Source organism: Parvibium lacunae (genome assembly GCF_003335215.1).
GTDB classification, from domain to species: Bacteria; Pseudomonadota; Gammaproteobacteria; order Burkholderiales; family Burkholderiaceae_D; genus Parvibium; species Parvibium lacunae.
In genome coordinates, this window is the sequence record NZ_QPGB01000001.1 from 346,243 (window position 1) to 372,326 (window position 26,084).

The following is a 26,084-nucleotide window of genomic DNA, read 5'->3' on the forward strand; positions in this document are numbered from 1 at the left end:
ATACTGGTTTAAATAGGGCTTACGAATTCTTGCTTAATCTATGACACCTGACTGATCACTGCTGTTGGGGCAGAGGCAATACGGTATACTTCCAAGATTCTACCAAGAATATTTTGGTAGATTTGCGATTCAGTCGCTCAATCATCGGGAAAATTGTGGAGATCGCGGCTGGAATGCGAAAAATGTCGTAAATCATGCGCAGGTTTGATCAGGCTATGGGCCTGTTGTCGCTGTGGCGACATGCCATAATTTTCTAACTCTTTATTCTTTCACCAGTCTCTCTATGACTGCGGGTTATCTATTTGCTCTATGTTGACTCTGTTTAATACCCTAACACGCCAAAAAGAAGTCTTTAAGCCGCTTGTGCCGGGCCAGGTCAACATGTATGTTTGCGGCATGACCGTCTATGACTACTGTCATATTGGGCATGCGCGGGTGATGGTGGTTTTTGACATGGTGCAACGCTGGCTGCGCTGCTCTGGATACGCGGTGACCTACGTGCGCAACATTACTGACATTGACGATAAGATCATCAAGCGTGCAGTCGAGAATGGTGAGCGGATCAGTCAATTGACGCAACGCTTTATCGATGCGATGAATCAAGATGCAGCTGCATTAGGGGTTGAACCCCCTGATCACGAGCCTCGTGCGACAGAATATATTCCGCAGATGTTGAACTTGATTGAGAAACTAGCTGCAAATGGATTGGCTTATCAATCAACCCAAGGCGATGTGAATTATGCAGTTCGTAAATTCGCCGGCTACGGCAAATTGTCAGGGAAATCGCTGGACGACTTACGCGCAGGGGAGCGTGTCGATGTCGATCAACACAAACAAGATCCCTTGGATTTTGTGCTCTGGAAGCGTGCGAAAGCAACGGAGCCTGACGAGGTAAAGTGGCCTTCTTCTTGGGGGTACGGACGCCCGGGTTGGCATATTGAGTGCTCTGCCATGAGCTCCGCTCTGTTGGGGCCACGCTTCGATATTCACGGTGGTGGCGCTGATTTACAGTTTCCCCATCACGAAAATGAAATTGCACAGAGTGAAGGGGCTCATCCAGAAGCTGGGCAATTTGTTAATTATTGGATGCACAATGGTTTTATCCGCGTAGATGGCGAAAAAATGTCCAAATCATTGGGCAATTTCTTCATGATTCGGGATGTTTTAGCTCGCTACGATGCAGAAGTCGTGCGCTTTTTTATTCTTCGCACCCAGTATCGCAGTCCGATCAACTACTCCGAAGAAAATTTAAACGAGGCCAAACAAGCGCTTGGCCGTTTGTACGTCGCCTTGCGTGATACGCCTGCCCAACCGCTAACGATCGACTGGGCTCAAGACTATGCAGCCCGTTTCAAGGCCGCATTGGATGACGACTTTAATACGCCCGTGGCGTTTGCCGTCCTCTTTGATCTGGCCACTGAGGTTAATAAAACACATGATCCGGTGCTGGCAGGCTACCTTTTGCAACTAGGGGCAGTGCTTGGCTTGTTACAGCAGGCCCCAATCCAGTATCTGCAAGGGGGGGCGGCGACGAATGCAAGCTCAGACTCCACAATCACAGAAGCAGAAACGATTGAGGCTCTAGTTCAACGTCGCAGTACTGCCAAACAGGCACGAGACTATGCGGAAGCCGATAAAATCCGTGCGCAATTGACTGCGTTGGGGATTGTTCTTGAAGATACCGCGCAAGGAACGTTATGGCGTCGCGTGTGAACGCAGCTGCGTTGATCATTCATCCCGATGCGCCAGATTACTGGCGTCAGGCCTGCACTGAGTTGATGCAGCAAGATCGCATTATGCGCCGTTTAATTCCTCAGTACGCCGATCTGACCCTCGTATCGCGAGGGGATCCATTCATGACGCTAGCGCGCTCAATTGTTGGCCAGCAGATATCTGTTAAAGCCGCTGAAGCTGTATGGCAACGTTTATTGGTCGCCATTCCTCGCATGAGCCCTGGTGCTGTTTTGCGCCGTTCTTCTGAGACTTTGGCTGCCTGCGGCTTGTCGAAGCGTAAGGTCGAGTACATCACTGATTTAGCACAGCATTTTAAAGAGGGCCGTCTGCATGTCGCGAAGTGGGCTGACATGGATGATGAGGCCGTCATCAGTGAGTTGGTGCAGATACGTGGGATCGGCCGCTGGACGGCAGAAATGTTTCTGATGTTTAATTTATTGCGGCCAAATGTCTTGCCCCTAGACGATTTGGGCTTACTCAAAGGAATCAGTGTCCATTATTTCAGTGGCGAGCCCGTGACTCGCAGTGATGCGCGTGAGGTCGCTGAAAATTGGGCGCCTTGGTGCACGGTTGCCACCTGGTATTTATGGCGCAGTTTGGATCCGATTCCCGTTGAATATTAGCGGTTATGGAAATAATCGACCCTAAGGTCGGCTTGCCGGCGGGTTGTTTGCTTATCGATATTAAGTTTTACTGATCACATTAATGAGTCAAAGGGCGCGCTGCGGTAGTAGTGAGCCAGTGTTAAAAAAGAGGGAGTCACGATGAAAACGACGTTTTTGGATTTTGAGCAATCGATTGCAGAACTCGAAAATAAAGTAGAGGAGCTGCGCTATGTTCAAGATGAGTCAGCCGTTGACATATCTGAAGAAATTGACCGTCTTAAAAGCAAAAGCGAGAGCCTCACGAAAGAAATATATGCCAAGTTAACCCCATGGCAGATTTCACAGGTCGCACGGCATCCACAACGCCCTTATACCTTTGACTATATTCGCGAGATTTTCACTGATTTTCATGAGTTGCATGGCGACCGTGCTTTCGCTGATGATTTATCGATTGTAGGGGGATTAGCCCGTTTTAATGGCATGCCCGTCATGGTGATCGGCCATCAAAAAGGGCGTGATACCAAAGAACGCGCCATGCGTAACTTTGGCATGAGTAAACCAGAAGGTTATCGAAAAGCAGAGCGTCTGATGCGGCTGGCAGAAAAATTTGGCATTCCTGTGATGACATTTGTCGATACCCCGGGTGCTTATCCAGGCATTGATGCAGAAGAGCGTGGCCAGTCAGAAGCAATCGGGAAAAATTTATACGTTATGGCAGAGCTGAATGTGCCGATTATCAGCACGATTATTGGTGAAGGCGGGTCTGGTGGTGCCTTAGCCATTGCTGTGAGCGATATGACGCTGATGCTGCAATATGCCGTTTACTCGGTTATTTCTCCCGAGGGCTGTGCCTCTATTTTATGGAAGAGTGCTGCCAAAGCGCCGGAAGCCGCCGAAACCATGGGTATTACCGCCCATCGTTTAAAAGCATTGGGGTTGATTGATCGGATCGTCAGTGAGCCTGTTGGCGGGGCGCATCGCGACCCGCAAGCGATGGCACAAGCATTGAAAAAAGCGTTGGCTGATGCCTTACGACAATTCAAAGAAACCAGTCCCGCGGCGCTAAAAGCTGCCCGTCTAGAGCGCCTCCTTTCTTACGGTAAATTCAAAGATGGTCACGCCGCTTGATCACTTGCGGACATGTCACTGCTGAACACTGATCTGCTGGTACCTTTCACGCAAGCACTTGAGACTTGCTTTACGACTGTGGTGTTAGGAGCGCGCCAGCGCTTGGTGGTGGCATACAGTGGTGGCCTGGATTCAACGGTACTCCTTCATGTGGCGCAACGCTGGCGTAAGCAAGAGCCAGCGCAGCGCGAACTGCTCGCAATTCATGTTCATCATGGCTTACACCCAGCGGCTGATGATTGGGCCGCCCATGCAAAAACGTTTTGTCTATCAAGTCAGATACCTTGCCAGGTAGTTCACCTCAATCTCTCACCCAAGCCTGGTAACAGTATTGAGAACGAGGCACGGCAGAAACGCTATCAGGCAATTTTGAGTTACTTGCATGAGCAGGGTGCGGCAGTATTTTGCACGGCACATCACCAAGATGATCAAGCGGAAACTTTTCTCTTACAAGCATTGCGTGGCGCGGGCATTGCCGGCCTAGGTGCCATGCAAAAAAGCCAACCTTGTAAGCATTGGCAATCGCTCTTATCCGAGACGGTGAATGCGGGAAACTATTACCAACTTCGTCCATTTTTAGCGATTGCGCGTCATCAGATTGAAACCTATGCGCGGGATAATCAGTTAAATTGGATTGTTGATGACTCAAATGACAATCCGCGTTTTTTGAGAAATCAGCTCCGCACCCAGATTTTTCCGTTGTGGCAAGAGCGGCTCCCAAGTGTCGCGCGGACCTTGGCACAGAGCGCCGCGCATTGTGCCGAGGCTGACACACTGATGCGCGAAATCGCTGTCGCTGATTTGAAAAAATTCAGTGCTTTTGGGGCGTTGAATTGGACCGCGCTGACAGCATTGTCTAGCGTACGCCAGCGCAATGCCTTGCGTTTTTGGTTGCAAGACGTGGCCCCTCATGGGTTGATTCGTCAGGATTTTGAGCAGATATGGTCAGCCCTGCAAGGCTTATCCAGCCTACCCAAAGCTGGCGTATTGGGGCTGTACGGCCCTGCAGCAGAAATTCATTCCCGTGCGGGCAATCTGTTTTACGTTCCGGTTGTCCCAGTTGCCTTTGCTGCCCCGGTTGCACAGCCAGTGAGATTACCCATCTCACTCAATTGGGATGGGCAATCTGAATTAGCGGTTCCCTCTTGGCAGGGTAGCTGGCAGTTTGTCCCAGTTCAGGAGGGGGACACGGCGTGGGGAATACCGCTTTCGATGCTAACGAGTTTGTCCGTGCGGTCACGCTTTTCATTGGGTCGTCAGCGCCTAAGATTGCACCCGCATCGACCTGCTAAAACCTTTAAACACTGGTGTCAGGAAGCGGGGATTGATGCGGAACAACGGGCTGCCTTGCCTTGCCTCTATACAGGGGAAACATTACTGGCGATTGGCTGTTTGGGGATGCTGGCAACAGTCCTGAGCCAAGAAGGAAAACGTTATCAACTACACTGGCATCCTGATGATTGTGCCCAATCTGCCGCATCATGACGTTTTGCTGGGAGTCCATTGGCAGGCTGGGTTGACAGGGCTTGGGTGCTAACGCACAATCGGCCTATGCAAGCCTTATTCATTCTCGCTTCTGGTAAACAGGGTATCTCGTGACCACTTCATCTTCTTCCAAAAAATCTGCCCGCAAGTCGGTACCGAAAAACGTCTCTAACTCGTCGACAAAAACAAACCGCCGCCAGCAAACTTCAGTCACCCCTGAATCTGCTTCTAATCAGACCGCTCCTACATCCCCCACGAGCATTCCTGCTGGACTTTTTGAGGGTATGCAAGCAGCCTGGCAGCAGTGGTGGCAGCAATGGTCGGCTTCTACGGCAGGGGGCGCTCTGCCAAACCCCCACGCCGCATTGAATCAAGCAGGGCTGCAACAGTGGGCCGGTTGGTGGGGTAAGCAGTTGGCAGAGCATTGGCCCCATTTGTCTACCCAGATTCCAGGGCAGAGTAGCCCAAATTCAGCTGTGTCAGCCGTTCAGCAGAGCTTCCCTGCCGCGCTCTGGGCGCAATATGCGGTTCATCTTGACCCTCAGGCGCAATTACGCTTGCAGCAGGAATATAGCCAGGAAATGACCGAATTATGGTCTGCGTGGCAAGCTCAGCAAGAAGCGGATGGTTTGTCAGATCGTCGCTTTGCCGCGCAGGCATGGCATGACCACGGCATGAATGAATTAAATGCGATGGTCTACTTGCTCAATGCGAAGTATCTGCTGAAGTTGGCTGATCAAGTTGAGGGCGATATCAAAACGAAAAACAAAATTCGTTTTGCCTTACAGCAGTGGATTGATGCCGTTGCCCCCAGCAATTTCCTGGTGACCAATCCTGAGGCGCAGCAGCGGATTATTGAAACCAAGGGCGAAAGTTTGCGCGTGGGCATGGAAAACATGCTTGATGATTTGCGCAAAGGGCGTATCTCTCAAACCGACGAGTCTGCGTTTGAAGTAGGTAAAAATGTGGCGACGACACCCGGTCAGGTCGTTTTTCAAAACCCGCTGTTTCAGCTCATCCAGTATCGGGCGCAAACCCCTGAAGTTGGGGCCCGCCCCTTGTTGATTGTTCCACCTTGCATCAACAAATATTACATTCTAGACCTGCAGCCCGATAATTCTCTGGTTAATTATTGTGTGCAACAGGGGCATACTGTTTTCTTGGTCTCTTGGGCGAATGCCATGCCCGAGCATGCCGGATTGACTTGGGATGATTATGTTGCTGATGGGGTGATTGAGGCGATTCACACCGTACAGCAAATCAGCCGTCAAGAAACAATTAATGTCCTCGGGTTTTGTGTTGGTGGCACCCTGCTGGCAACAGCACTCAGTACCATGGCAGCACGTGGCGATCATGCTGTTGCTAGCCTTACGCTGCTAACAACCATGCTGGACTTTACCGATGTCGGCGCACTAGACGTTTACATTGATGAGGCACAAGTCGCACTTCGAGAGCAGACCATTGGTAACGGTGGTCTGTTGCCTGGACGTGATCTGGCTTCTGCTTTTTCGAGTTTGCGACCGAATGATTTGATCTGGAATTATGTGGTGAATAATTACTTGAAAGGCCAGCGTCCACCCGCTTTCGATCTATTGTATTGGAACTCTGATAGCACCAATTTGCCCGGCCCGATGTTTTGCTGGTATCTACGCAATACCTATCTGGAAAACAAGTTACGAGAACCAGGCAAAGCCCGTGTTTGTGGTGAGCCTGTTGATTTCAGCCGGATTCAGGTTCCCACGTATGTTTTGGCCGCGCGAGAAGATCATATCGTGCCTTGGCAGTCTGCCTATCTGTCAGCCCAATTACTGGGCGCTGCGCGTAAAGAACGGGTACGCTTTGCGCTCGCTGCCAGTGGGCATATTGCAGGTGTGATTAATCCAGCCTCAAAAAACAAGCGAAGCTATTGGCTAATGGAACAACCGTCACAGAAAAATGCCGAGTCTAGCTTACCTGAATCATCTTCGGATTGGTTGAATCATGCCACTGAGCATCCAGGAAGTTGGTGGCGTGATTGGCAAAATTGGCTGACTGCCTATCGTGGCCCTGAGGTTACCTCCCCCACGCAACTGGGGAGCCGCAAGTTTATGCCGCTTGAAGCAGCGCCTGGAACTTATGTTAAGGTTAGGGCATGAATCTCCTGGCTATGAAACAGCCATCAGCGTGAGAATGTGCAATTAACCATTGAAACCCTTTTTTCGAGGAGGTGGTATGACAGAGGTAGTAATCGTAGCGGCACAACGTACCGCGGTGGGGAAGTTTGGTGGCAGCCTAGCAAAGTTGAGCGCACCTGAATTAGGCGCAATCGTCGTCAAGGCATTGCTAGAAAAAACGGGTGTTGCAGGTGAGCAAGTTTCTGAAGTGATCATGGGCCAAGTATTAGCAGCTGGTGCTGGCCAGAATCCAGCGCGGCAAACGGTGCTCAAAGCGGGCTTGCCAAAAGAAGTCCCCGGACTCACCATCAATGCAGTTTGTGGCAGTGGACTGAAAGCCGTCATGCTGGGATACCAGGCGATCTTTGCCGGGGATGCGGAGATTGTGATTGCCGGTGGTCAGGAAAATATGAGTGCTGCGCCGCATGTCTTGTTGGGATCTCGTGATGGCTTCCGTATGGGCGATGCAAAATTGGTCGATACCATGATCAATGATGGTTTATGGGATGTCTATAACCAATATCACATGGGTATTACTGCTGAAAATGTCGCTAAAGAATACGAGATTAGTCGTACTCAGCAAGATGAATTTGCGGTCGCCTCACAAAATAAAGCGGAAGCAGCACAGAAGGCTGGTAAGTTTAAAGATGAAATTACCCCTGTCCTGATTCCGCAGCGTAAAGGTGACCCGATTCAGTTCGCTGACGATGAGTTTATTCGCACAGGCGCGACCTACGATGCGCTGTCTGGCTTGAAGCCGGCTTTTGATAAAGCTGGTTCAGTCACTGCAGGCAATGCCTCCGGGATTAATGACGGAGCAGCTGCAGTCATGTTAATGAGTGCTGCCAAGGCCGCTGAATTAGGCTTGCAGCCCTTGGTCAAGATTAAATCTTTCGCAACCTCAGGGTTAGATCCAAAAGTGATGGGCATGGGCCCCGTGCCGGCATCGCGCAAAGCACTGCAGCGTGCTGGCTGGCAAGCAAGCGAGCTAGACCTGTTGGAAGTGAATGAAGCGTTCGCCGCGCAAGCTTGCGCCGTGAATAAAGAAATGGGCTGGGACACCAACAAAATCAACGTCAATGGTGGTGCGATTGCGATCGGCCATCCGATTGGTGCCTCCGGTTGCCGAATTTTGGTGACGCTTGTACACGAAATGAATCGACGTGATGCGAAAAAAGGCCTCGCTTCGCTGTGTATTGGTGGTGGCATGGGTGTTGCCCTGACAGTAGAACGCTAATTAATTTAGGCATTAAAGGAGAAGAAAATGACGCAACGCGTAGCTTATGTAACTGGGGGTATGGGTGGGATCGGAACCGCAATCTGTCAGGGTTTGGCGCGTGCCGGGCACAAAGTGATTGCAGGCTGTGGCCCGACTAGGGATCACGCAAAATGGCTGGCTGAACAAAAGGAGCAAGGGTTTACGTTTTACGCTTCCGTCGGCAACGTGTCTGATTGGGAGTCAACCGTCGCAGCCCTAAACGCGGCCAAAGCAGAGCATGGCACCATCGATATTTTGGTGAACAATGCGGGTATTACCCGTGATGGGATGTTTCGCAAAATGACCAAGGCAGATTGGGATGCCGTTATCGATACCAATTTGAACTCACTGTTCAATGTCACCAAGCAAGTGCTAGATGACATGGTTGAGCGTGGTTGGGGGCGGATTATTAATATCTCTTCCGTCAATGGCCAAAAAGGGCAGTTCGGTCAAACCAATTATTCCACTGCAAAGGCGGGTATTCATGGCTTCACGATGGCGTTAGCGCAAGAGGTCGCCAGTAAAGGAGTGACTGTTAATACCGTCTCTCCCGGTTATATTGGAACCGATATGGTGCGGGCGATTCGCCCCGATGTGCTGGAGAAAATTGTTGCCGGGATTCCTGTCAAGCGCCTTGGTGCGCCCGATGAGATCGCTTCAATGGTTGCTTGGTTAGCCTCAGATGATGGCGGCTTTGCCACCGGCGCTGATTTCTCAATCAACGGCGGGTTGCACATGGGCTAAGCAATAGCCTTTAATGGGCTGTTGGTAGTCAACTTTTTGTAGTATTGTGATGGAGAGGCAGAGGGCAGGTCGCTTTCTGCCTACCCTGAGGAGGATTGGAGATGGCTAAAAATCAAGGCTTGCGTACGATAAAAAAGTATCCTAATCGCCGTTTATACGACACACAAACCAGTACGTATATCACGCTAGCCGACGTTAAGCAGCTCGTGCTTGAAAATCAAGAGTTTCAAGTGGTCGATGCAAAAACCAGTGAAGATCTCACGCGAAGTATTTTGTTGCAGATCATCATGGAAGAGGAAACGGATGGTGTGCCGATGTTTACCTCTAACTCGCTTGCGCACATTATTCGGCTCTATGGCAATGCCATGCAAAATATTATGGGCGGCTATCTTGAAAAAAATATTCAGGCATTTATGGATATTCAAGGAAAGTTGCAAGAGCAATCCAAGGCCCTCTATGACGGTAATAATCTCACCAGCCCTGAGGTATGGAGCCAGTTCATGAATGTTCAAGGACCGGTGATGCAGACCATGATGGGCAACTACATCGAACAAAGCAAAAATTTATTCTTACAGATGCAAGAACAAATGCAAAGCCAAGCGAAAACGGTGTTTTCACAGTTCCCAAATCAGTTTCCTTTTAATGCAGATAAAAAGTAAGGCATTCACTGACAATAAAACAGCCGCGGATGACGCGGCTGTTTTATTTTAGGCATCTGCTTCTGAGCAAAGTCATTAAAAGCGGAAACCTGGTGGTGCATTTAATGGTGGTGGTGGCGGCGTGGGAATCCTGGGCGCTTCATTGACAGAGCGGTTATTACCCGCATTGGGATTAGTGGCGGTTGGATTTTCTTTAGGTTTTGCAGTTGCTTCCTCCTGTTGAACCGTGGGACGATAGTTCGCTGGCAGTGGGCTATTCGGATACCCCGCCGCGCTCAACTGAGTTTGCCACACACTTTCGTTTAAACCAGAGAACCCTGTGCGGCCAACTTGCAAACTCGGGATCATGGCTTGTCCCGTCAGGCGTTTCAGCTCGGCAATCCCCTCCGCTTGGCTGATGACTTTTTCGGTATAAGGGACGCCACGCTTTTGCAGAAACTGGCGTGCATCCTGGCACAGCGTTGTACAGTCTTTATTGGTATAAAGCGTAACAGGAAATTGCTGCGCGGCGCGCTGAGTCGCATAAGGTAGCGTTTGAGCTTGTGCATGACTATAGAGAAAAAACAAGATTAAGGCACTCAACCCAAAGCTGTTTTTAAGATGATGGATCATGATGTTTCTCCCAGTGCCATAAGATTAGCCATTCAGTGAATTGGTGTGACATTGCCCCATGTCGCACCATACACTATAGATTATTGGGTCTGGTCATCGTCTGTGGTTGTTGCATTCCATTATGGCGCAGGAGCGCATCAATATTTGGGCGACGACCTCGAAAAGCCATGAAGGATTCTAATGCTGGCCGGCTCCCCCCAACAGCCAAAATTTCGCGCCAATAACGTTGGCCAGTGTTGGTATTAACGATACTTTGCGCCGGGTTTGTTAATTCGCGGTCTTCCTCGAATTGGGCGTAAGCATCGGCAGATAGCACTTCAGCCCATTTATAGCTATAGTAACCGGCTGCATAGCCCCCTGCAAAGATATGCGAAAAACTGTGTTGGAAACGATTAAAAGCGGGGGGAGCAATGACCGCAACGCTGGCTCTAACATCATTGAGTATTTGCTGAACATCAATCACTGCTCCCGCAGGCTGGCTATGTAAGCGCATGTCGAACAAGGCGAATTCAACTTGACGCAAGGTTTGCATGCCACTTTGGAAGTTTTTTGCTGCCAGCATTTTTTCATACAAGCCTTTGGGTAATGGTGCGCCTGTATCGACATGCGCAGTCATGTTTTTCAGGACTTCCCACTCCCAGCAAAAGTTTTCCATGAATTGACTGGGCAACTCGACGGCATCCCATTCGACCCCGCTTATCCCCGATACACCGAGTTCATCGACTTGCGTCAGGAGATGGTGTAACCCATGTCCGAATTCATGAAAAAGGGTAATCACATCATCATGGGTTAATAAGGCGGGCTTATTGCCAACAGGGGTGGGAAAATTGCAAACCAGATGGGCAATCGGGGTTTGCACCTGATCGTCTAGCCGTTTGCGTCCACGGACATCATCCATCCAGGCACCTCCTCGTTTCCCTGCGCGGGCATAGGGATCAAGGTAAAACTGGCCTACCAGCGTACCCGTCGATTGTTCGATTCGGTAAGAACGTACGCTAGGATGCCAAACAGGCAGGTTGTCGGGTTTGATGACAACATTGAACAGGGTTTGAATCAAGCGGAACAAGCCCTCAAGCACCTGATTTTCAGGGAAATACTGTTTCACTTCATTCTCAGAAAAATCATACCGTTCTTCCCGCAGTTTTTCGGCAACATAAGGAATATCCCACGCCTCCAAGGTTTCCAGGCCGAACCGACTGGCCGCGAACTGTCGCAGTTCAGCTATATCCTGTTCGGCATAAGGCCGTGCCCGTTTGGCCAAATCGAGCAAGAAGTCAATCACTTGCGCAGGGCTGTCCGCCATTTTCGAGGCTAACGAGGTTTCTGCGTAATTTTGGTACCCCAGCAAGGAGGCTTCTTCCGCGCGTAACGTGAGTAAATCAACCATGATCTGGCTGTTATCCCAGACCTTACCATTGCTGTTAGGAAACTCCGCTGCCCGTGTGACATAGGCTTGATAAAGAGACGCACGCAGCGCACGATTTTCAGCATATTGCATGACGGGCAAATAGCTGGGTAAATGTAAGCTTAATTTCCAGCAGCCGGTGCCAACTTCAGCAGGGCAGCGGCCAGCCGCGATATCTTGCGTTGCTGCCTCGGCCATGGCTGCAAGTTCATCGGCTGGAATACCTTTCAGTTGTTCTTGATCGGTAATGTACCAAGCATAGTCATTGGTTGCATCTAAGATATTCTCGGAGAATTTTTGCGCCAGAGCCGCCTGCTGCGTTTGAATCTCGGCAAAACGCAGTTTGGCGTCGTCGTCTAACTCTGCACCACTCAGGCGAAAATTCCGGAGGGCATTTTGGATAACTTTTTGGCGTGCGAGAGAGAGCGCCTTAAAGTCCTCTCTAGCTGCAATTTTTTTATATTGCTCATATAGGTGGAGGTTCTGCCCGAGCGCGGTCCAAAATGCAGTGACCACAGGGAGCTGCTGGTTATAAGCAGCCCGTAGTGCCTCGCTATCCATCACACTGTTTAAGTGACCTACCATGCCCCAGGCCCGGCTCAGGGCTTCGGTTGCTGTTTCTAGTGGGATAACAACACTCTCCCAACTTGGCTCCTGAATGGCGATGACTTCATCCACTGCAACCTGCGCACGTGCGATAAGCGCTGCGATCGCTGGGTCGATATGGTCTGGATGGACTGCGGCAAAATCTGGTAATGGATTGTGTTGTAAGTCCGCGAAGGACAGCAGTGGATTGGCAGGCAAAGTAACAGTCGTCATGGGGGCGTTCTCTATAAACCAGCAAGATAAGGCGCCACTTACTGTGCTCAACAGCGTTAGCGCGCTTGAAACTTTATTGTAGCTATAAATTAGGTGGCTAGCTCAGGGCCGAGTTGACTGGCTGCTCTTATTTCAGGAATGTTAGGCGTTGAGGGTGGAGAAATTAATTCAGCGAAGCCAATTGAGTTGCGCAGGCTCGCTCAGCGGCTTCCACCGTATTGGTCAGCAGCATGGTAATGGTCATCGGGCCGACGCCGCCGGGAACCGGTGTCAGGTAGCCGGCAACATATTTGACGCTGTTAAAGTCAACGTCACCCACCAGTTTCCCATCGGGGAGGCGATTGATGCCGACGTCAATGACGACGGCACCGGGTTTAACCATGCTCGACGTGATCATATTGGGTTTGCCAACCGCGGCAATCAAAATATCAGCCTGCTTGGTATGGTGTGCTAAGTCTTTTGTTTTGCTATTGCAGATGGTGACCGTCGCTCCTGCCTGCAGCAGTAGCATTGCCATTGGCTTGCCAACAATATTGCTAGCGCCGACAACCACCGCGTGCGCACCACGCAAGGGGATTTCATGTGCTTCCAGCATTTTCATTACGCCATACGGGGTGCAAGGCCGGAATAGCGGTTTACCCGTGACCAGCGCTCCAACACTGGATAGATGAAAACCATCGACATCTTTTTCAGCTGCTATCGCTTCAATGACCTTGTGGGCATCTAAGTGCGCAGGCAATGGCAGTTGGACCAGGATGCCTTGAATAGAATCATCATCGTTATAGGCTTGAATAACGTCTAAAAGTTCTTCTTCGCTGGCAGTGGCGGGCAGATGTTCAAAAACAGAGTAAATGCCAACGTCTTCGCAGGCTTTGATTTTATTTTTAACATACACACTCGACGCTGGATCTGCCCCAACCAGAATAACGACCAAGCCAGGTTTATAGCCATGATCCGCGACTCGCTCAATGCGTTCGCGTAGTTCGTCGCGCAGGACACTGGAAAGTAGCTTTCCATCAATCAGGGTAGCGGGCATAGCAGTGATCTTGAAGAAGAATTGAATTTGGAATTTTACCATGCTCGAATTTTATTAATTCAAGGTTTTTTCTTTGAGTAGAAGCGTTCCAGCACTTTTTGTAGATGCTGCGTGGCCATTTCGGCTGCATTCTCGGGTTGCTTGGCCGCGATGGCGCGATATATGGCCTCATGCTCATGGTAAGCGGCTTCCGTGTATCCCGTATTTTGAGCGCTGTTAGCGCGGGCATTCTCAATAGCGTTACGTAATTTGCCGTGCAGATAGTGAAGTAACTCAATGAAATAGTGATTTTTTGTGGCGTGCGCAATGGCGAGATGAAAGCCCAGATCCGCATCAATACTAAGCGGGCCGTATAGGTTCTTTTTGAGATGGGCGAGCGCATCCTTGATGGCGGCTATATCTTCCTTCGAAGCATTTTTAGCCGCTATGGCGGCGGCGCCAGATTCGATCACCATCCGTAATTCAATCAAGGCTTTAAATTCATTGTCCTGAATCGGGGCTTCAAACTGTAAGCCTGTATCAATTGTCAGTGCTTTGACAAACACGCCCGCCCCTTGCTTGGAGGCCAGTAAACCCTTGGATTTCAGGCGTTCGATCGCTTCACGGACCACCACAATGCTGACACCGTATTGCTCGCACAATTTTTTGCCGGTGGGGATCTTGCTGTCAATTGGGTAGGTGCCGTCCTTGATTTCTTGTTCAAGATGTTCGGCAACTTGATCGGTGAGTGTAATTACATTTGGGTTCATACTAATACACTATCACAGCAAAGCTGGGGGGTGATCTTTGATTTATATTGTTATAATATAACAATATAAATATTGCTGCGAATTATCCAGTCTATGGCTAGTCTCACCGATATTTATCAAATACGTTTAAAAATATCGCATTAAACATTTGCTACAGATGAGGAGACAAAGATGATTAAATCTGCCGTAAAGATTGTATGGATAGCACTCCTTCAAGCGCCGCTTACCTTGATGGCTGCAGAATATCCGGTCAAGCCCGTGAAAATAATTGTCCCATTTGCGCCTGGTGGCTCGACAGACATTATTGGGCGATTAATCGCAGATAAACTTTCAACAGCGTTGGGGCAGCCTTTCATTGTTGAAAACCGTGCAGGGGCAGGGGGGGCGATTGGTGCGGACGCGTTGGCAAAGGCCAGCCCAGATGGCTATACATTAGGGATTGCTTCGGTCAGTACGGTGGCGACGGTACCTGCGTGTAATGACAAGCTATCTTATGACCCAATGAAAGATTTCACTTACATCAGTAATATTGCTGGTGTGCCAAATGTGGTTACCGTGAATCCTAAAAAATTGCCGGTGAAAGATCTGGCTGAGTTAATCAAGCTAATTAAAGAAAAACCGACGCAATACACCTATGCAAGTTCAGGAACCTGTGGGGTGATGCATATGATGGGTGAGTTGTTTGAAGAGAGTACTAAAACTAAGCTCACGCACATTCCTTATCGTGGGTCTGGCCCAGCATTAACAGATACAGTGGGTGGTCAAGTTGACATGATGTTTGATAACTTGCCCTCATCTGTGCCGCATATCCAAGCGGGTAATCTAAGAGCGTTGGCGGTTGCTTCTCCTAAACGAGTAGAGCTCTTCCCGAATGTGCCAACATTTGGCGAACTAGGCCATCCACTAGTTAATGAACCGGCTTGGTATGGCTTAGTTGCGCCAGCGAATTTACCTGAGGCAATCACTAAAAAGTTGCAGGAAGCCGTGCAAAAATCGTTGACTCAAGCTGAGGTCAAAGCCAAGCTCCAAACCCAAGGGGCATTGCCGATAGGTAATTCGTCTGCTGAGTTTAAGCAGCAGGCCGAGATTGAGTATATGAAAATGAAAAACATCGTTAAAACTAAAAATATCAAGTTCAACGATTAATCAAGCCTGCGGAGGGGGGGCGCCCCTCCTGTTTAAAAATTATTTTAGGAAGTAGACGATGTATGACTTTTGTATTATCGGCGGCGGCATCGTCGGGTTAGCGACTGCCTTCGAGTTAAAAAAACAAAAGCCCGCTGCGACGATATTGATTTTGGAAAAAGAAAGCTCGTTAGCTAAACACCAAACTGGTCACAATAGCGGTGTGATCCATGCGGGTGTTTACTATGCACCAGGTAGTTTAAAGGCGCGTCTATGCAAAGAGGGGGCGGAAGCGACTAAGCAATTTTGTACCGAACACGATATTCCTTTCGATGTCTGTGGCAAATTACTAGTGGCAACCAATGAGGTGGAAATGCAGCGCATGCAGGCGCTGCACCAGCGTTCCATTGAGAATGGTTTGGATATTCAGCCCTTGAACCAGTCCGAATTAGCGGAACTGGAGCCAAATATAGCGGGCCTGGGTGCCTTGAAGGTCACGACAACGGGCATTGTTAGCTATCGCCAAATCTGCGAGAAAGTTGCCGCATTGCTCGTTCAGCAAGACGTGACGATACAGCTTGGCGTAACCGTGACACAGATAGCGGAGTATGGCAATGGGATCGTCATCTCCGATGGTCAGCAAGAATGGCAAGCAAGGCACCTAATTGTCTGCGGCGGCTTGCAGTCTGACCGTCTTGCAAAATTAGCCGGTTTAGCGATTCAACATCAGATCATTCCATTCCGGGGGGAGTATTACCAGCTACCTCCGCATTTGAATAATATTGTTAGCCATTTGATTTATCCGATTCCCGATCCTGAATTACCTTTCTTGGGCGTGCACCTGACGCGCATGATTGATGGTTCCGTCACCGTGGGGCCAAATGCGGTACTGGGTTTTGCACGAGAAGGATACAAAAAGTTTTCCGTGAATCTGCGCGATATGGCGTCTTATCTCAGCTTCCCAGGTTTTTGGCGTGTGATTGCGGATAACTTGCAGTCTGGGCTGAGTGAGATGAAAAACTCGATCTATAAGTCGGGTTATCTGGCTTTGTGTCAAAAATATTGTCCGAGCTTGAAGCTGGAAGATTTATTACCCTATGAAGCAGGCATACGCGCACAAGCAGTCATGCGAAATGGTGAGTTAGTACATGACTTTTTATTTTTAGAGAGTAAGAGAATGCTACATGTATGTAATGCGCCTTCTCCTGCTGCGACCTCTGCCTTTCCGATTGGGAAGATGATTGTGGAAAAAGTCTTGGCTAGGTGAGTAATTAATTGCGTAGGAGGATTTTCATCAGCCATCAACTGCGTATTCTCTGGCTTGTCGGGCAATCAGATTTCGGTATCCATCTGCGGATACGTGAAGGCTAATGACTTTGCTCAGTGATAGTGTCGCACTTCATACCCCACTCATTCTGATTGACCGATTTCCAATCAGATTACGCTTTTTGGAGCAATTTTAGAGCGGTCAGGCAGGCGCATCCTGCGGCTAAAACAGCCGCTGCGCCAACCCATAACCAATAGCCACAGCCGTAACCAACGATAGTTGCATAGTCTGGCACAGCGCTAACAATAATTTTTTTGTGGCGTAAAAAACTCAGCATCAAAATCACCGCTAGGCCACTACAAGCTAATGCGATTTCGTATTGCTTGAGCCCAGTAAATACCCAAGCGATGATTAATAATGGGTTGGCTAGCCATGTGTAAATATGAAAAAACACCCCCATCCAGCCAACGGCTAACAGCCCTAGGGCAGAGGAGTAAGCGTCACGTCGGTCTCCTTCTAAATAATAGGCTTCCCCGCACAAGCAGGCAGCAAATAAGGTGCAACTTAGACCTAAGAGCCACCAGTGGATTTGAGATTCCATTTTCATTGTCTTCCGTAAGTCCATTTAAATGTGCTGAATTTACCCTGAGGTTAATTAATCTGTATCTCTTTGTGAAAATGATTAGCATTGCCAGAGTAAACGCCCTTCGTTAAGCGTTTCATTAATAAAAATATAAGCATAACCAGTACCGAAATTCACATAAAAAGGTAGGGCGCATTCATCCAATTGTGCAAGTAGTTGCCAGGTATCTCCAATAGGATATTCATCACCTTGAATAAACCATGGTTGGCCGCCAATTTTATTGCCCCACATCGCATGGTCGTATGCCTTAGCGCTCTCGTCATCAAGTATCGCTCGTTGCGCTTGCGTATGGAATTGTGGTTCCATTTGTAAATCAAACGTAGGGATAAATAATTCAACTCTATCCGTTTCTGCGCCATGAGCCTTAGTCAGCACAGTAGGGCCAGTTGCTAATGAGCTGAGCGTTAAGAAAGTCGGTGGTGAAAAGAGTGCGTGCGGCGATTGGATAATTACCGCGTTTTCACCGCTTTCTGGTTCCCATGTTGGCAAAGATCCATCACTATCGGCAATAAATAAGTACGCGCACTGCCCATCTGCTTGCGTAAACAATTCAGACGGGATCACAATCTGCCCAATAAAGGTCATGGGCGCGTTTGTTTTTGCACTCAGTGGCCAGCAGGGTTGATTGATCCAAGTGGGCTGGCCGCCAAATTGTGTGCTGAGATATTGCCTATTTTCTATGGAGGGATAGTTGGCGGTAGAAAAATTTAGGCAATGCGAATATCTTAATCTATTCATTGAATGGATGAGGGCGATCAATTAGTACTTTTGCAAGACAATTTTCATTAAATCAGCCACGGTCGTAATGCCCAGCTTATCCATGATATTGGCGCGATGCGCTTCCACAGTTTTAATACTGATATTTAAGTCATCGGCGATTTGTTTATTGAGGCGACCGGCCACAATTCTTTCCAGCACCTGATTTTCACGGGCGGTTAGCTTCGCGAGTAGGGCTTCTTGGTGTTGTTTAGACGTGTTCTTTTCGTGCTGGCTGCGAGATGCTGTGAGCATGGTTTCTACTATGCGGCGCAGTTCGGCCTCGTTGAAGGGTTTTTCAATAAAGTCGACTGCCCCTTTTTTCATGGTGGAAACCGCCATGGGGACATCCCCGTGGCCGGTAATAAATACGATGGGCAGAGTTGAACCACGGGCATTCAGCTGCTCTTGTAATTCAAGACCACTCATACCAGGCATGCGCACATCAAGAATTAAACATCCCACCGGATTATTATCGTAGTGAGCTAAAAAAGCCTCGGCGCTGGGGAAGGTTTTGACCCGATAGGTCGGGTCAGTTTCCAGCAGCCACTGCAGTGAATCACGGACGGCATCATCATCATCCACAATATAAATGGTTCCAGCGAGCTGCGTCATATGTGTCTCCTATTTTTAGCGGGGCAGGGTAAAGTAAAACGTGCTGCCTTGACCCAGTTGTGAATCGACCCAGAGTCGTCCGTGATGAAATTCAATGATTGAGCGGCAAATATTCAAGCCCATTCCCATGCCTTCAGCTTTAGTGCTAAAGAAAGGATCAAAGAGTTTATTGATATGGTCGGGGGCGATTCCCGTTCCTCGGTCATGAACGCTGAAAGTTAACTGCGCATTATCTTGGATGAGTTTTAACACGACAACCCGCTCCGCTGGCGCCAGTGGGGGGTGTTTGCTATCGCTGGCTTCAACCGCATTTTTTAGCAAATTAAGCAGTACCTGTTCGATCAGTATGGTGTCTGCTTCGACAGTGGGTAGAGGCGATGGTAACTCAGTCAGGATTTGAATATTTTTCTTTTTCGCTTCTATCTCAGCAAAGCCGATTGCATTTTCAATCACGACAGCCAGATCACAAGGGCGGCGATTGGGTTCACTACGTTTGACAAATTCACGGATGCGGCGGATGATTTTTCCGGCTCGTTCGGCTTGCTGACTGGTTTTTTCTAGGGCAGTAATCAGTTCGTCTGGCTGAATACTCTGTTGTTTGACACGGTTACTGATCCCCATGCAGTAATTGGCAATCGCGGTGAGTGGCTGGTTTAGCTCATGCGCAAGAGACGAGGCCATTTCCCCCATGGTGGTAAGGCGGCTAGTGAGTTGCAATTTCTCTTGCTGTTGGCGTGCCAGCTCCTCTGCTTGTTTACGTTGAGTAATATCGGTCGCAATCTGTAAGGTGGCATGGCGACCATCTACCCATTTGATGGCTCTTCTGCGTAGCTCATACCAATGACCTGTTTGTGGGTCTTGCACCTCACTGACTTGCATGTTCAATCCATTGTGTTGATCTGTTGGATAGTTGGGCAGTTGTTCTGCCTCAGCATGCAACCGCTGGTGGCCCTGGCTGTCGTGGCTAAAATATTGCCGGTAATAGCGATTGGCAAACAAAAGTTCAGCAGTATGTTGGTGATCTCGATCAATCCGTTGATTGTTGACGTCGGTAGCAACGGAGATGGCGACATCCAATTCGTTCAGCACAGTTGTAAAGCGTTCGTGGGCAGCGACCAGTTCTTCACGGATTTTTTTGGGTTCCGTAATATCCGTAATCGAGGTCATCCAGCCACTTTGTTCGCCCTGGTTGTCAATCAAGGGCGATACATACATTCGTGCGTCGAATTTTTCTCCATGCCGCCGTTGTATGCGAACTTCAAAGCCACTGCTGGGGGCCCGACCCTCGAGCACCATGTCTAAATTTTTCCATTGCTGAGGAATATCTTCCTCGGGCCAATAAGGGAAGGGGGGGGAAGTACCAATCAACTCATTCTCTTCCCAACCGACCATCCGACAAAACGCCCGATTCACGTAGGTGATTTTTCCTTGTTTGTCGAAGGCGCGCATGCCTGTTAGCATCGAATCTTCCATCGCGCGGCGGAAAGCGGTTTCAGCAATTAATGCGGCTTCAGCCTGTTTGCGTTCAGTAATATCATGGGCTACAGCATAAATGCGGCGTGCCGCAGGTTTTGAGGCCAAATCTAGTTTCAATTCCCAAGCGAGCCAGCGCGGGCTGATCTGAGCACTCACAACCGCAGCGCGACAAGAAAAGCTAAGGGCACTTTCGACTTCGGTTCTGGCTTCCAGGAGTTGTTTAAATTGTTGTTGAAATAACGCTTGATCACTCTGGTGAATCAGGGTGCTGATCGGCTTATCAATTAAACTGGTATGCGGTTGGTCCAGTAACCGCGCAGTCGCCGGGTTGATGCGTTCAATTTGGCCGTTGGTGCGCAAGATTGCCAAGATATCCAGCGATACCGCAAAAAAACGATCGCGACTGTGTTCAGCTTCCATGCGGCGTCGGGTATGCCGCCACAACATGGCCAAGCTCCAGATGATGGTGATTGATAAGCCGATCACAAGCCAAAATAAGATACTTCGCGCCAGTTCACTCTGCGGGCGGATGGCATATGTTTTTAAGATAATTCCCTGTCCGGGTGGGTCAATCAGGACTTCATAGCTGAGTGTCTGGGCGCGGGTGACAGCTTGGCTTTCCCCCTGTTTTTCTTCGGGTGAGGTGCTAGCCAAGACGCGCCCACTCTCCTCGGTAATCGTCACGGAATATTTGCGGGTAATTTCGCGTGGTACGACTTGTTCCAGTAATCCGAGAATCGAGTACACCCCGGTTACCGTTCCTAAAAATTGCCCGCTACGAATCACCGGTACTTGTACTTCCATATAGCTATGAGGGTTACGTTCCCGATCAGTCGTGAAGTAAGGGGCGCTGTAAGCCGTTCGCTCTGTTTCTTTTGCCGCTAAAAAGGTGGTGTAGCTATGATTAGGGACAGGAAGACTTTTTAAATTCTGGCCTAGTAAGCGGAATTTACGTTCATTCAGCCGCCCACTGGTACTCAGCCATTGGACTTGGCCCTCATGATTGCTCAAGTAAATCGCTTCTAACTCTGGATTCAACACCATGTAATCCTTAGTTTGCACCTGAAAGGATAAATTATCGATTCGCTGTTGGCTGATATCTCGTGCCAACCCAACCAGTGAATCTTGATTTAACTGCAGATGCAAACGCATGCTTTGCTGCGCCCATTCCGTGTCACGTAGTAGTGTTCCCCGCACTTGTTCTATTTCAGTCGTTTGCAGCAACCGTAACAGCAAAAACATGGTGCCAATAAACAGCAGTAGCGCCAACACGGGCATCAGTGAGTAAAAAGAAATTTGCTGATCGGGTCTTGTTGCGCCGAGCCAATGTTTGATTTGCCGCATTGCAATATGGGTGAAACGAGTCGTGTGAAAAAAATCTATCGAAATACTACTTCAATTGTTCCCAAGTTTAGACGCCATCTTGCTGTCATCACAAGCATTGAATCGCATATCGGGTAAATACCAGTTCAGATGTTCACTGCTTAGCGCTAGAGTGCTAATGCTTATGTCTGATTGTCATCGTTCTCTCAATACCTAAAACTCCAATAGATGACACAGTCAATTAATCAAGGAGGTAAGCACAATGTCGCCTAGCGTATTCACTCAACCGGATCTGGCGGTTGACGCAAGTAATTCACAGCTGCCTACGCGGCGGCAGTTTTTAACCAGCACCCTAGCCGCCGCAGTTTTATCCGTTGGTCCCTTTTCGCGAGGTTGGGGGCAGAGTTCTCCACTGCGAATTGGTTTAAGTGGGCCCTACTCAGGGGGTTCTGCCCCAATGGGGGAAAGTATGCGTAATGGGGTTCGGTTGGCCGTTAATGAGCTGAATTACATCGGTGGCGTACTAGGTCGGCCGCTGGAATTGGTCGAGCGTGATGATCAGGCCAATCCACAAGTCGGTGCGGCGATAGCCGAGGACCTGGTATTAAAGGACAAGGTTGTGGCTACCATTGGTATTGTCAATACTGGGGTTGGTATGGCATCGATCGATACATATCAGAAGCATAAAATTCCACTGTTAGTCGCGGTCTCAACCGGACCCGCGCTGACCAAGAAATATGCGCCAGCAGCAGATCAACCGAATGCCCCTGATAACTATATTTTTCGCCTGTCGCCAACCCTGACACTAGAAGCTCAAATTATTATGGAAGACATGGCAAAGCGTGGGTTTCAGCAAGTGGCGCTATTGGCTGATGCCACAGCCTATGGCGATGCAGGCGTCAAGGCAGTCGGCGATGCCGCGAATGCAAAGGGCGTTGCCTTATCCAGTATTGAGCGCTTCAAAGTTGGTGATACCGATATGACCGAGCAGCTACGGCGCGCTCGGGCGACCAAAGCGCAGGCGCTAATTTTATGGGGTATCGGTCCGGAGTTGGCCGCGATTGCGCGTGGGGTACAGCAGCTCGGCTGGAAGGTGTTATTAGTGGGCGGATGGACATTGTCGATGGCCAACTTTATTGATGGCGCAGGCAGCGCGGGTGAGGGGGCATTGATGACGCAAACTTTTATTCAGGAAGGCGGCGTTTCCTCGAAAAATTCTTTTTTACTAGCCTACGCCAGTACTTTCAAAACTGGGCGAATTGCTTCACCCATGTCCGCAGCGCAGGGTTACGATGCCATGCTCTTGTTAGCGGCAGCACTCTGGCAGGCGGGATCTACTGAGGGTAAAGCCATTGTGCAGGCACTCGAAAATCTCCAAAAGCGGGTTCCAGGAGCGATCACTGTCTACGAAAAGCCTTTTACCCGTCTTGATCATGATGCCGTTACACCGAATATGTTGGTCATGGGACAAGTCAAGCAGGGGCGGGTGGTGTATGCCTACAGTGAAGATGCGCGACGTGGCTTGCTGCAACGCAAAAAGCAGGGATAGGGACGCCTTTCACTGAATTGACACTAAAATCAGATATCTTTCTGCCGTCAGTCACCCTGGCGGTTTATTTTTTAATATTTCATAATATAAAAAATCATCTCGTAATTTGAAAAAATGCTTGTGTTTCGATGGGACTGTATTTAGAATCCCCATTCGCGAGGATTGGTTCGATCCTGAGTATCCGGATTCGGACTGTAATATTCACTAACGATCTTAAAACCAGGAGACAGCATGTCCGCGCAGCAAGACTCGTCACGTCTGTTGACAACCGATATTGATTCCCAAGAAACCCAAGAGTGGATTGATGCGCTCGATGCTGTGTTGGAGCGAGAAGGCCCGCAGCGTGCCCATTTCCTGCTCGAAACCCTGATTGATAAAGCGCGTCGCAATGGGACTAATTTGCCCTATTCTGCGACGACCGCGTATGTGAATACGATTCACCCCAGCCAAGAAGACCCAAATCCCGGCAATATGGAATATGAAGAGCGCATCCGCTCCTATATTCGCTGGAACGCGATGGCGATGGTGGTGCGTGCCAACCGCCTCAATCCCGCTGATGGCGGCGATCTGGGTGGCCATATTTCTTCCTTCGCGTCGTCTGCCACCATGATTGGTGCAGGCATGAACCACTTTTGGCATGCTGAGCACGAAGGCCATGGCGGTGATTTGATTTATTACCAAGGCCATTCCTCACCCGGCATTTATGGCCGTGCGTATGTTGAAGGGCGTTTGACTGAAGAGCAACTAGATAGCTTCCGTCAGGAAGTGGATGGCAAAGGGCTGTCCTCTTATCCTCACCCCAAACTGATGCCGAATTTCTGGCAGTTCCCCACGGTTTCCATGGGCCTTGGCCCAATCATGGCGATTTACCAAGCACGCTTCCTCAAGTATTTGGAAGCCCGTGGCATTGCCAAAACCAACAACCGTAAAGTCTGGGTATTCTGCGGTGATGGTGAGATGGACGAACCCGAATCACTTGGCGCAATTGGTTTGGCCGCGCGTGAAAAACTCGACAACCTCGTGATGGTCATTAACTGCAACTTGCAGCGTTTGGATGGCCCAGTGCGTGGTAACGACAAGATTATTCAAGAACTCGAAGGCGAGTTCCGTGGTGCCGGCTGGAATGTCATCAAACTGATTTGGGGCGGTTATTGGGATCCGCTCTTGGCTAAAGATAAAAACGGTCTCCTGGTTAAGTTAATGAACGAAACCGTGGATGGTGAATACCAATCCTTCAAAGCCAACGATGGCGCGTTTGTGCGCAAAAACTTCTTTGGTAAATACCCAGAGCTGCTGGAAATGGTCAGCCGCATGTCCGATGATGACATCTGGCGTTTGAACCGCGGTGGCCATGATCCCAACAAGGTGTATGCCGCCTTCTCCGCAGCCGTAAAACACAAAGGTCAACCGACCGTGCTGCTGGTTAAAACCGTTAAAGGTTATGGCATGGGTAAAGCCGGTGAAGCCCGCAATACGGCACACCAAACCAAGAAATTGGAAGACGCAACGATTCGCGAAATGCGCGACCGTTTCAATATTCCCATTCCCGATGATAAGTTGCACGAAGTACCGTACTACAAGCCGAGCGATGATGCGCCGGAAATGAAGTACATGCACGAGCGTCGTAAAGCGCTGGGCGGCTACTTGCCCCAGCGTCGCGCGAAAGCCGATGAACAATTTAAAGTGCCAAGCTTGGAAACCTTCCAACCGGTGCTGGAGCCGACTGCTGAAGGCCGTGAAATCTCTACGACCCAAGCCTATGTGCGTTTCTTGACGCAATTGCTGCGTGATAAAGAAATCGGTCCACGCGTAGTGCCGATTCTTGTGGACGAAGCCCGCACGTTTGGTATGGAAGGGCTATTCCGTCAGATTGGTATTTACGCCCCCGAAGGCCAAAAATACACCCCCGTCGATCGCGATCAAGTGATGTACTACCGCGAAGATAAGGGTGGTCAGATTCTGCAAGAGGGTATTAACGAAGCCGGTGCGATGTCATCCTGGATTGCGGCGGCGACGTCGTACTCCTCCAATAACCGCATCATGATTCCGTTCTACATTTTCTACTCGATGTTTGGTTTGCAGCGCGTAGGCGATTTAGTGTGGGCCGCAGGTGACTTACGTTCACGTGGCTTCTTGTTGGGCGGTACGTCTGGTCGTACTACGCTGAACGGCGAAGGTTTGCAGCACGAAGATGGCCACAGCCACGTCTTGGCTTCCACTGTGCCGAACTGCGTATCCTACGACCCAACCTTCGCACACGAAGTGGCGGTCATCATGCAGCACGGTTTGAAGCGCATGGTGGAGAACCAAGAAGACGTCTTCTACTACATCACGCTCTTGAACGAAAACTATGCCCACCCAGGCCTGAAAGCAGGTCAGGAAGAGGGCATCATCAAAGGCCTGTACAAACTGCAAGACGGTGGCAAAAACAAACTGCGTGTGCAGTTGATGGGTTCGGGCACGATTCTGCGTGAAGCCATGTTCGCCGCCGAGTTGCTGGAAAAAGATTGGGGCATTTCTGCCGACATCTGGAGTGCACCTTCGTTCAATGAACTGCGCCGCGAAGGTCTGGATTGCGACCGCTGGAACTTGTTGCATCCCGAGCAAGCCCAGAAGGTACCGTATGTCACACAGCAATTTGCTAAGAGCGAAGGCCCGATTATTGCGACGACCGACTACATGAAAGTGTATGCCGATCAGATTCGCCAGTTTATGCCTGCGGGTCGCACTTATCGCGTGTTGGGTACAGATGGTTTTGGTCGTTCTGACTTCCGCGCCAAACTGCGTGAGCACTTTGAAGTTAACCGTTCTTTCGTAGTAGTGGCTGCCTTGCGCGCCTTGGCCGATGAAGGCAAACTGCCGCTCGCCAAAGTCGCTGAAGCGATCAAGAAATACGGCATTAACCCAGAGAAAGCCAATCCGCAATACGCGTAATTTGGTGTC

Annotated in this window: 20 protein-coding genes; 12 read left to right on the forward strand and 8 right to left on the reverse strand. The window is 49.6% G+C overall.

Annotation, left to right across the window (positions count from 1 at the left end):
• Nucleotides 1-309 precede the first annotated feature (309 nt).
• The 8 genes from cysS (at nucleotide 310) to phaR (ending at nucleotide 9,766) form a co-directional block, all read left to right on the forward strand.
• Nucleotides 310-1,713 (forward strand): cysteine--tRNA ligase, encoded by a 1,404-nt coding sequence (cysS, locus tag DU000_RS01645; RefSeq protein ID WP_114401609.1) that lies wholly within the window; start codon nucleotides 310-312, stop codon nucleotides 1,711-1,713.
• Nucleotides 1,698-2,357, forward strand: coding sequence for a DNA-3-methyladenine glycosylase family protein (locus DU000_RS01650; protein ID WP_114401610.1), 660 nt, complete (start codon nucleotides 1,698-1,700; stop codon nucleotides 2,355-2,357). Before cysS ends, DU000_RS01650 begins: the two co-directional genes overlap by 16 nt.
• 141 nt (nucleotides 2,358-2,498) lie before the next feature.
• Nucleotides 2,499-3,467: an acetyl-CoA carboxylase carboxyltransferase subunit alpha gene (locus tag DU000_RS01655; RefSeq protein ID WP_114401611.1), complete on the forward strand. Its 969-nt coding sequence runs from the start codon at nucleotides 2,499-2,501 to the stop codon at nucleotides 3,465-3,467.
• Nucleotides 3,468-3,479: 12 nt separating this feature from the next.
• The gene (gene tilS, locus DU000_RS01660; protein ID WP_114401612.1) at nucleotides 3,480-4,952 is read left to right on the forward strand and encodes a tRNA lysidine(34) synthetase TilS; all 1,473 of its coding nucleotides are present in this window, start codon (nucleotides 3,480-3,482) and stop codon (nucleotides 4,950-4,952) included.
• A gap of 284 nt (nucleotides 4,953-5,236) precedes the next feature.
• Nucleotides 5,237-7,087, forward strand: coding sequence for a PHA/PHB synthase family protein (locus DU000_RS01665; protein WP_114401613.1), 1,851 nt, complete (start codon nucleotides 5,237-5,239; stop codon nucleotides 7,085-7,087).
• A gap of 76 nt (nucleotides 7,088-7,163) precedes the next feature.
• Nucleotides 7,164-8,342, forward strand: coding sequence for an acetyl-CoA C-acetyltransferase (locus DU000_RS01670; protein WP_114401614.1), 1,179 nt, complete (start codon nucleotides 7,164-7,166; stop codon nucleotides 8,340-8,342).
• 27 nt (nucleotides 8,343-8,369) lie between these two features.
• On the forward strand, nucleotides 8,370-9,107 hold the full coding sequence (phbB, locus tag DU000_RS01675) for an acetoacetyl-CoA reductase (RefSeq protein ID WP_114401615.1): 738 nt from the start codon (nucleotides 8,370-8,372) through the stop codon (nucleotides 9,105-9,107).
• Between the two features lie 101 nt (nucleotides 9,108-9,208).
• Nucleotides 9,209-9,766 carry a polyhydroxyalkanoate synthesis repressor PhaR gene (phaR, locus tag DU000_RS01680; RefSeq protein ID WP_114401616.1) on the forward strand — a complete coding sequence of 186 codons (558 nt, stop codon included), beginning with the start codon at nucleotides 9,209-9,211 and terminating at the stop codon, nucleotides 9,764-9,766.
• 75 nt (nucleotides 9,767-9,841) lie between these two features.
• Here phaR and DU000_RS01685 read toward each other — a convergent pair whose 3' ends face one another.
• The 4 genes from DU000_RS01685 to DU000_RS01700 all read right to left on the reverse strand — a co-directional run bounded on the left by DU000_RS01685 (nucleotide 9,842) and on the right by DU000_RS01700 (nucleotide 14,387).
• On the reverse strand, nucleotides 9,842-10,378 hold the full coding sequence (locus tag DU000_RS01685) for a glutaredoxin family protein (RefSeq protein WP_114401617.1): 537 nt from the start codon (nucleotides 10,376-10,378) through the stop codon (nucleotides 9,842-9,844).
• Nucleotides 10,379-10,451: 73 nt separating this feature from the next.
• The gene (locus tag DU000_RS01690; RefSeq protein ID WP_114401618.1) at nucleotides 10,452-12,602 is read right to left on the reverse strand and encodes a M3 family metallopeptidase; all 2,151 of its coding nucleotides are present in this window, start codon (nucleotides 12,600-12,602) and stop codon (nucleotides 10,452-10,454) included.
• A gap of 163 nt (nucleotides 12,603-12,765) precedes the next feature.
• On the reverse strand, nucleotides 12,766-13,638 hold the full coding sequence (gene folD, locus DU000_RS01695; protein WP_114402060.1) for a bifunctional methylenetetrahydrofolate dehydrogenase/methenyltetrahydrofolate cyclohydrolase FolD: 873 nt from the start codon (nucleotides 13,636-13,638) through the stop codon (nucleotides 12,766-12,768).
• A gap of 59 nt (nucleotides 13,639-13,697) precedes the next feature.
• Nucleotides 13,698-14,387, reverse strand: coding sequence for a FadR/GntR family transcriptional regulator (locus DU000_RS01700; protein WP_114401619.1), 690 nt, complete (start codon nucleotides 14,385-14,387; stop codon nucleotides 13,698-13,700).
• A 171-nt stretch (nucleotides 14,388-14,558) separates the two neighbouring features.
• On the opposite strand from DU000_RS01700, the gene DU000_RS01705 reads away from it, so the two are divergent.
• On the forward strand, nucleotides 14,559-15,533 hold the full coding sequence (locus DU000_RS01705) for a Bug family tripartite tricarboxylate transporter substrate binding protein (protein WP_114401620.1): 975 nt from the start codon (nucleotides 14,559-14,561) through the stop codon (nucleotides 15,531-15,533).
• 58 nt (nucleotides 15,534-15,591) lie between these two features.
• Nucleotides 15,592-16,779 carry an L-2-hydroxyglutarate oxidase gene (lhgO, locus tag DU000_RS01710; protein WP_114401621.1) on the forward strand — a complete coding sequence of 396 codons (1,188 nt, stop codon included), beginning with the start codon at nucleotides 15,592-15,594 and terminating at the stop codon, nucleotides 16,777-16,779.
• A 172-nt stretch (nucleotides 16,780-16,951) separates the two neighbouring features.
• On the opposite strand, the gene DU000_RS01715 is transcribed toward lhgO, so the two are convergent.
• From DU000_RS01715 to DU000_RS01730, 4 genes are all read right to left on the reverse strand, one after another.
• Nucleotides 16,952-17,380, reverse strand: coding sequence for a hypothetical protein (locus tag DU000_RS01715; RefSeq protein WP_147266947.1), 429 nt, complete (start codon nucleotides 17,378-17,380; stop codon nucleotides 16,952-16,954).
• Nucleotides 17,381-17,461: 81 nt separating this feature from the next.
• Entirely contained in the window at nucleotides 17,462-18,160 is a 699-nt protein-coding gene (locus DU000_RS01720) for a DUF1963 domain-containing protein (protein ID WP_114401623.1), read from the reverse strand.
• Between the two features lie 21 nt (nucleotides 18,161-18,181).
• Entirely contained in the window at nucleotides 18,182-18,793 is a 612-nt protein-coding gene (locus DU000_RS01725) for a response regulator transcription factor (RefSeq protein WP_114401624.1), read from the reverse strand.
• Nucleotides 18,794-18,808: 15 nt separating this feature from the next.
• Nucleotides 18,809-21,613 carry a PAS domain S-box protein gene (locus DU000_RS01730; RefSeq protein WP_114401625.1) on the reverse strand — a complete coding sequence of 935 codons (2,805 nt, stop codon included), beginning with the start codon at nucleotides 21,611-21,613 and terminating at the stop codon, nucleotides 18,809-18,811.
• Between the two features lie 241 nt (nucleotides 21,614-21,854).
• Between DU000_RS01730 and DU000_RS01735 the strand changes: the two genes are divergently transcribed.
• Both DU000_RS01735 and aceE read left to right on the forward strand, forming a co-directional pair.
• Complete coding sequence (locus DU000_RS01735) at nucleotides 21,855-23,141, forward strand: ABC transporter substrate-binding protein (RefSeq protein ID WP_114401626.1); 1,287 nt, start codon at nucleotides 21,855-21,857, stop codon at nucleotides 23,139-23,141.
• 231 nt (nucleotides 23,142-23,372) lie between these two features.
• On the forward strand, nucleotides 23,373-26,075 hold the full coding sequence (gene aceE / locus DU000_RS01740; RefSeq protein WP_114401627.1) for a pyruvate dehydrogenase (acetyl-transferring), homodimeric type: 2,703 nt from the start codon (nucleotides 23,373-23,375) through the stop codon (nucleotides 26,073-26,075).
• The last annotated feature ends 9 nt before the right edge of the window (nucleotides 26,076-26,084 follow it).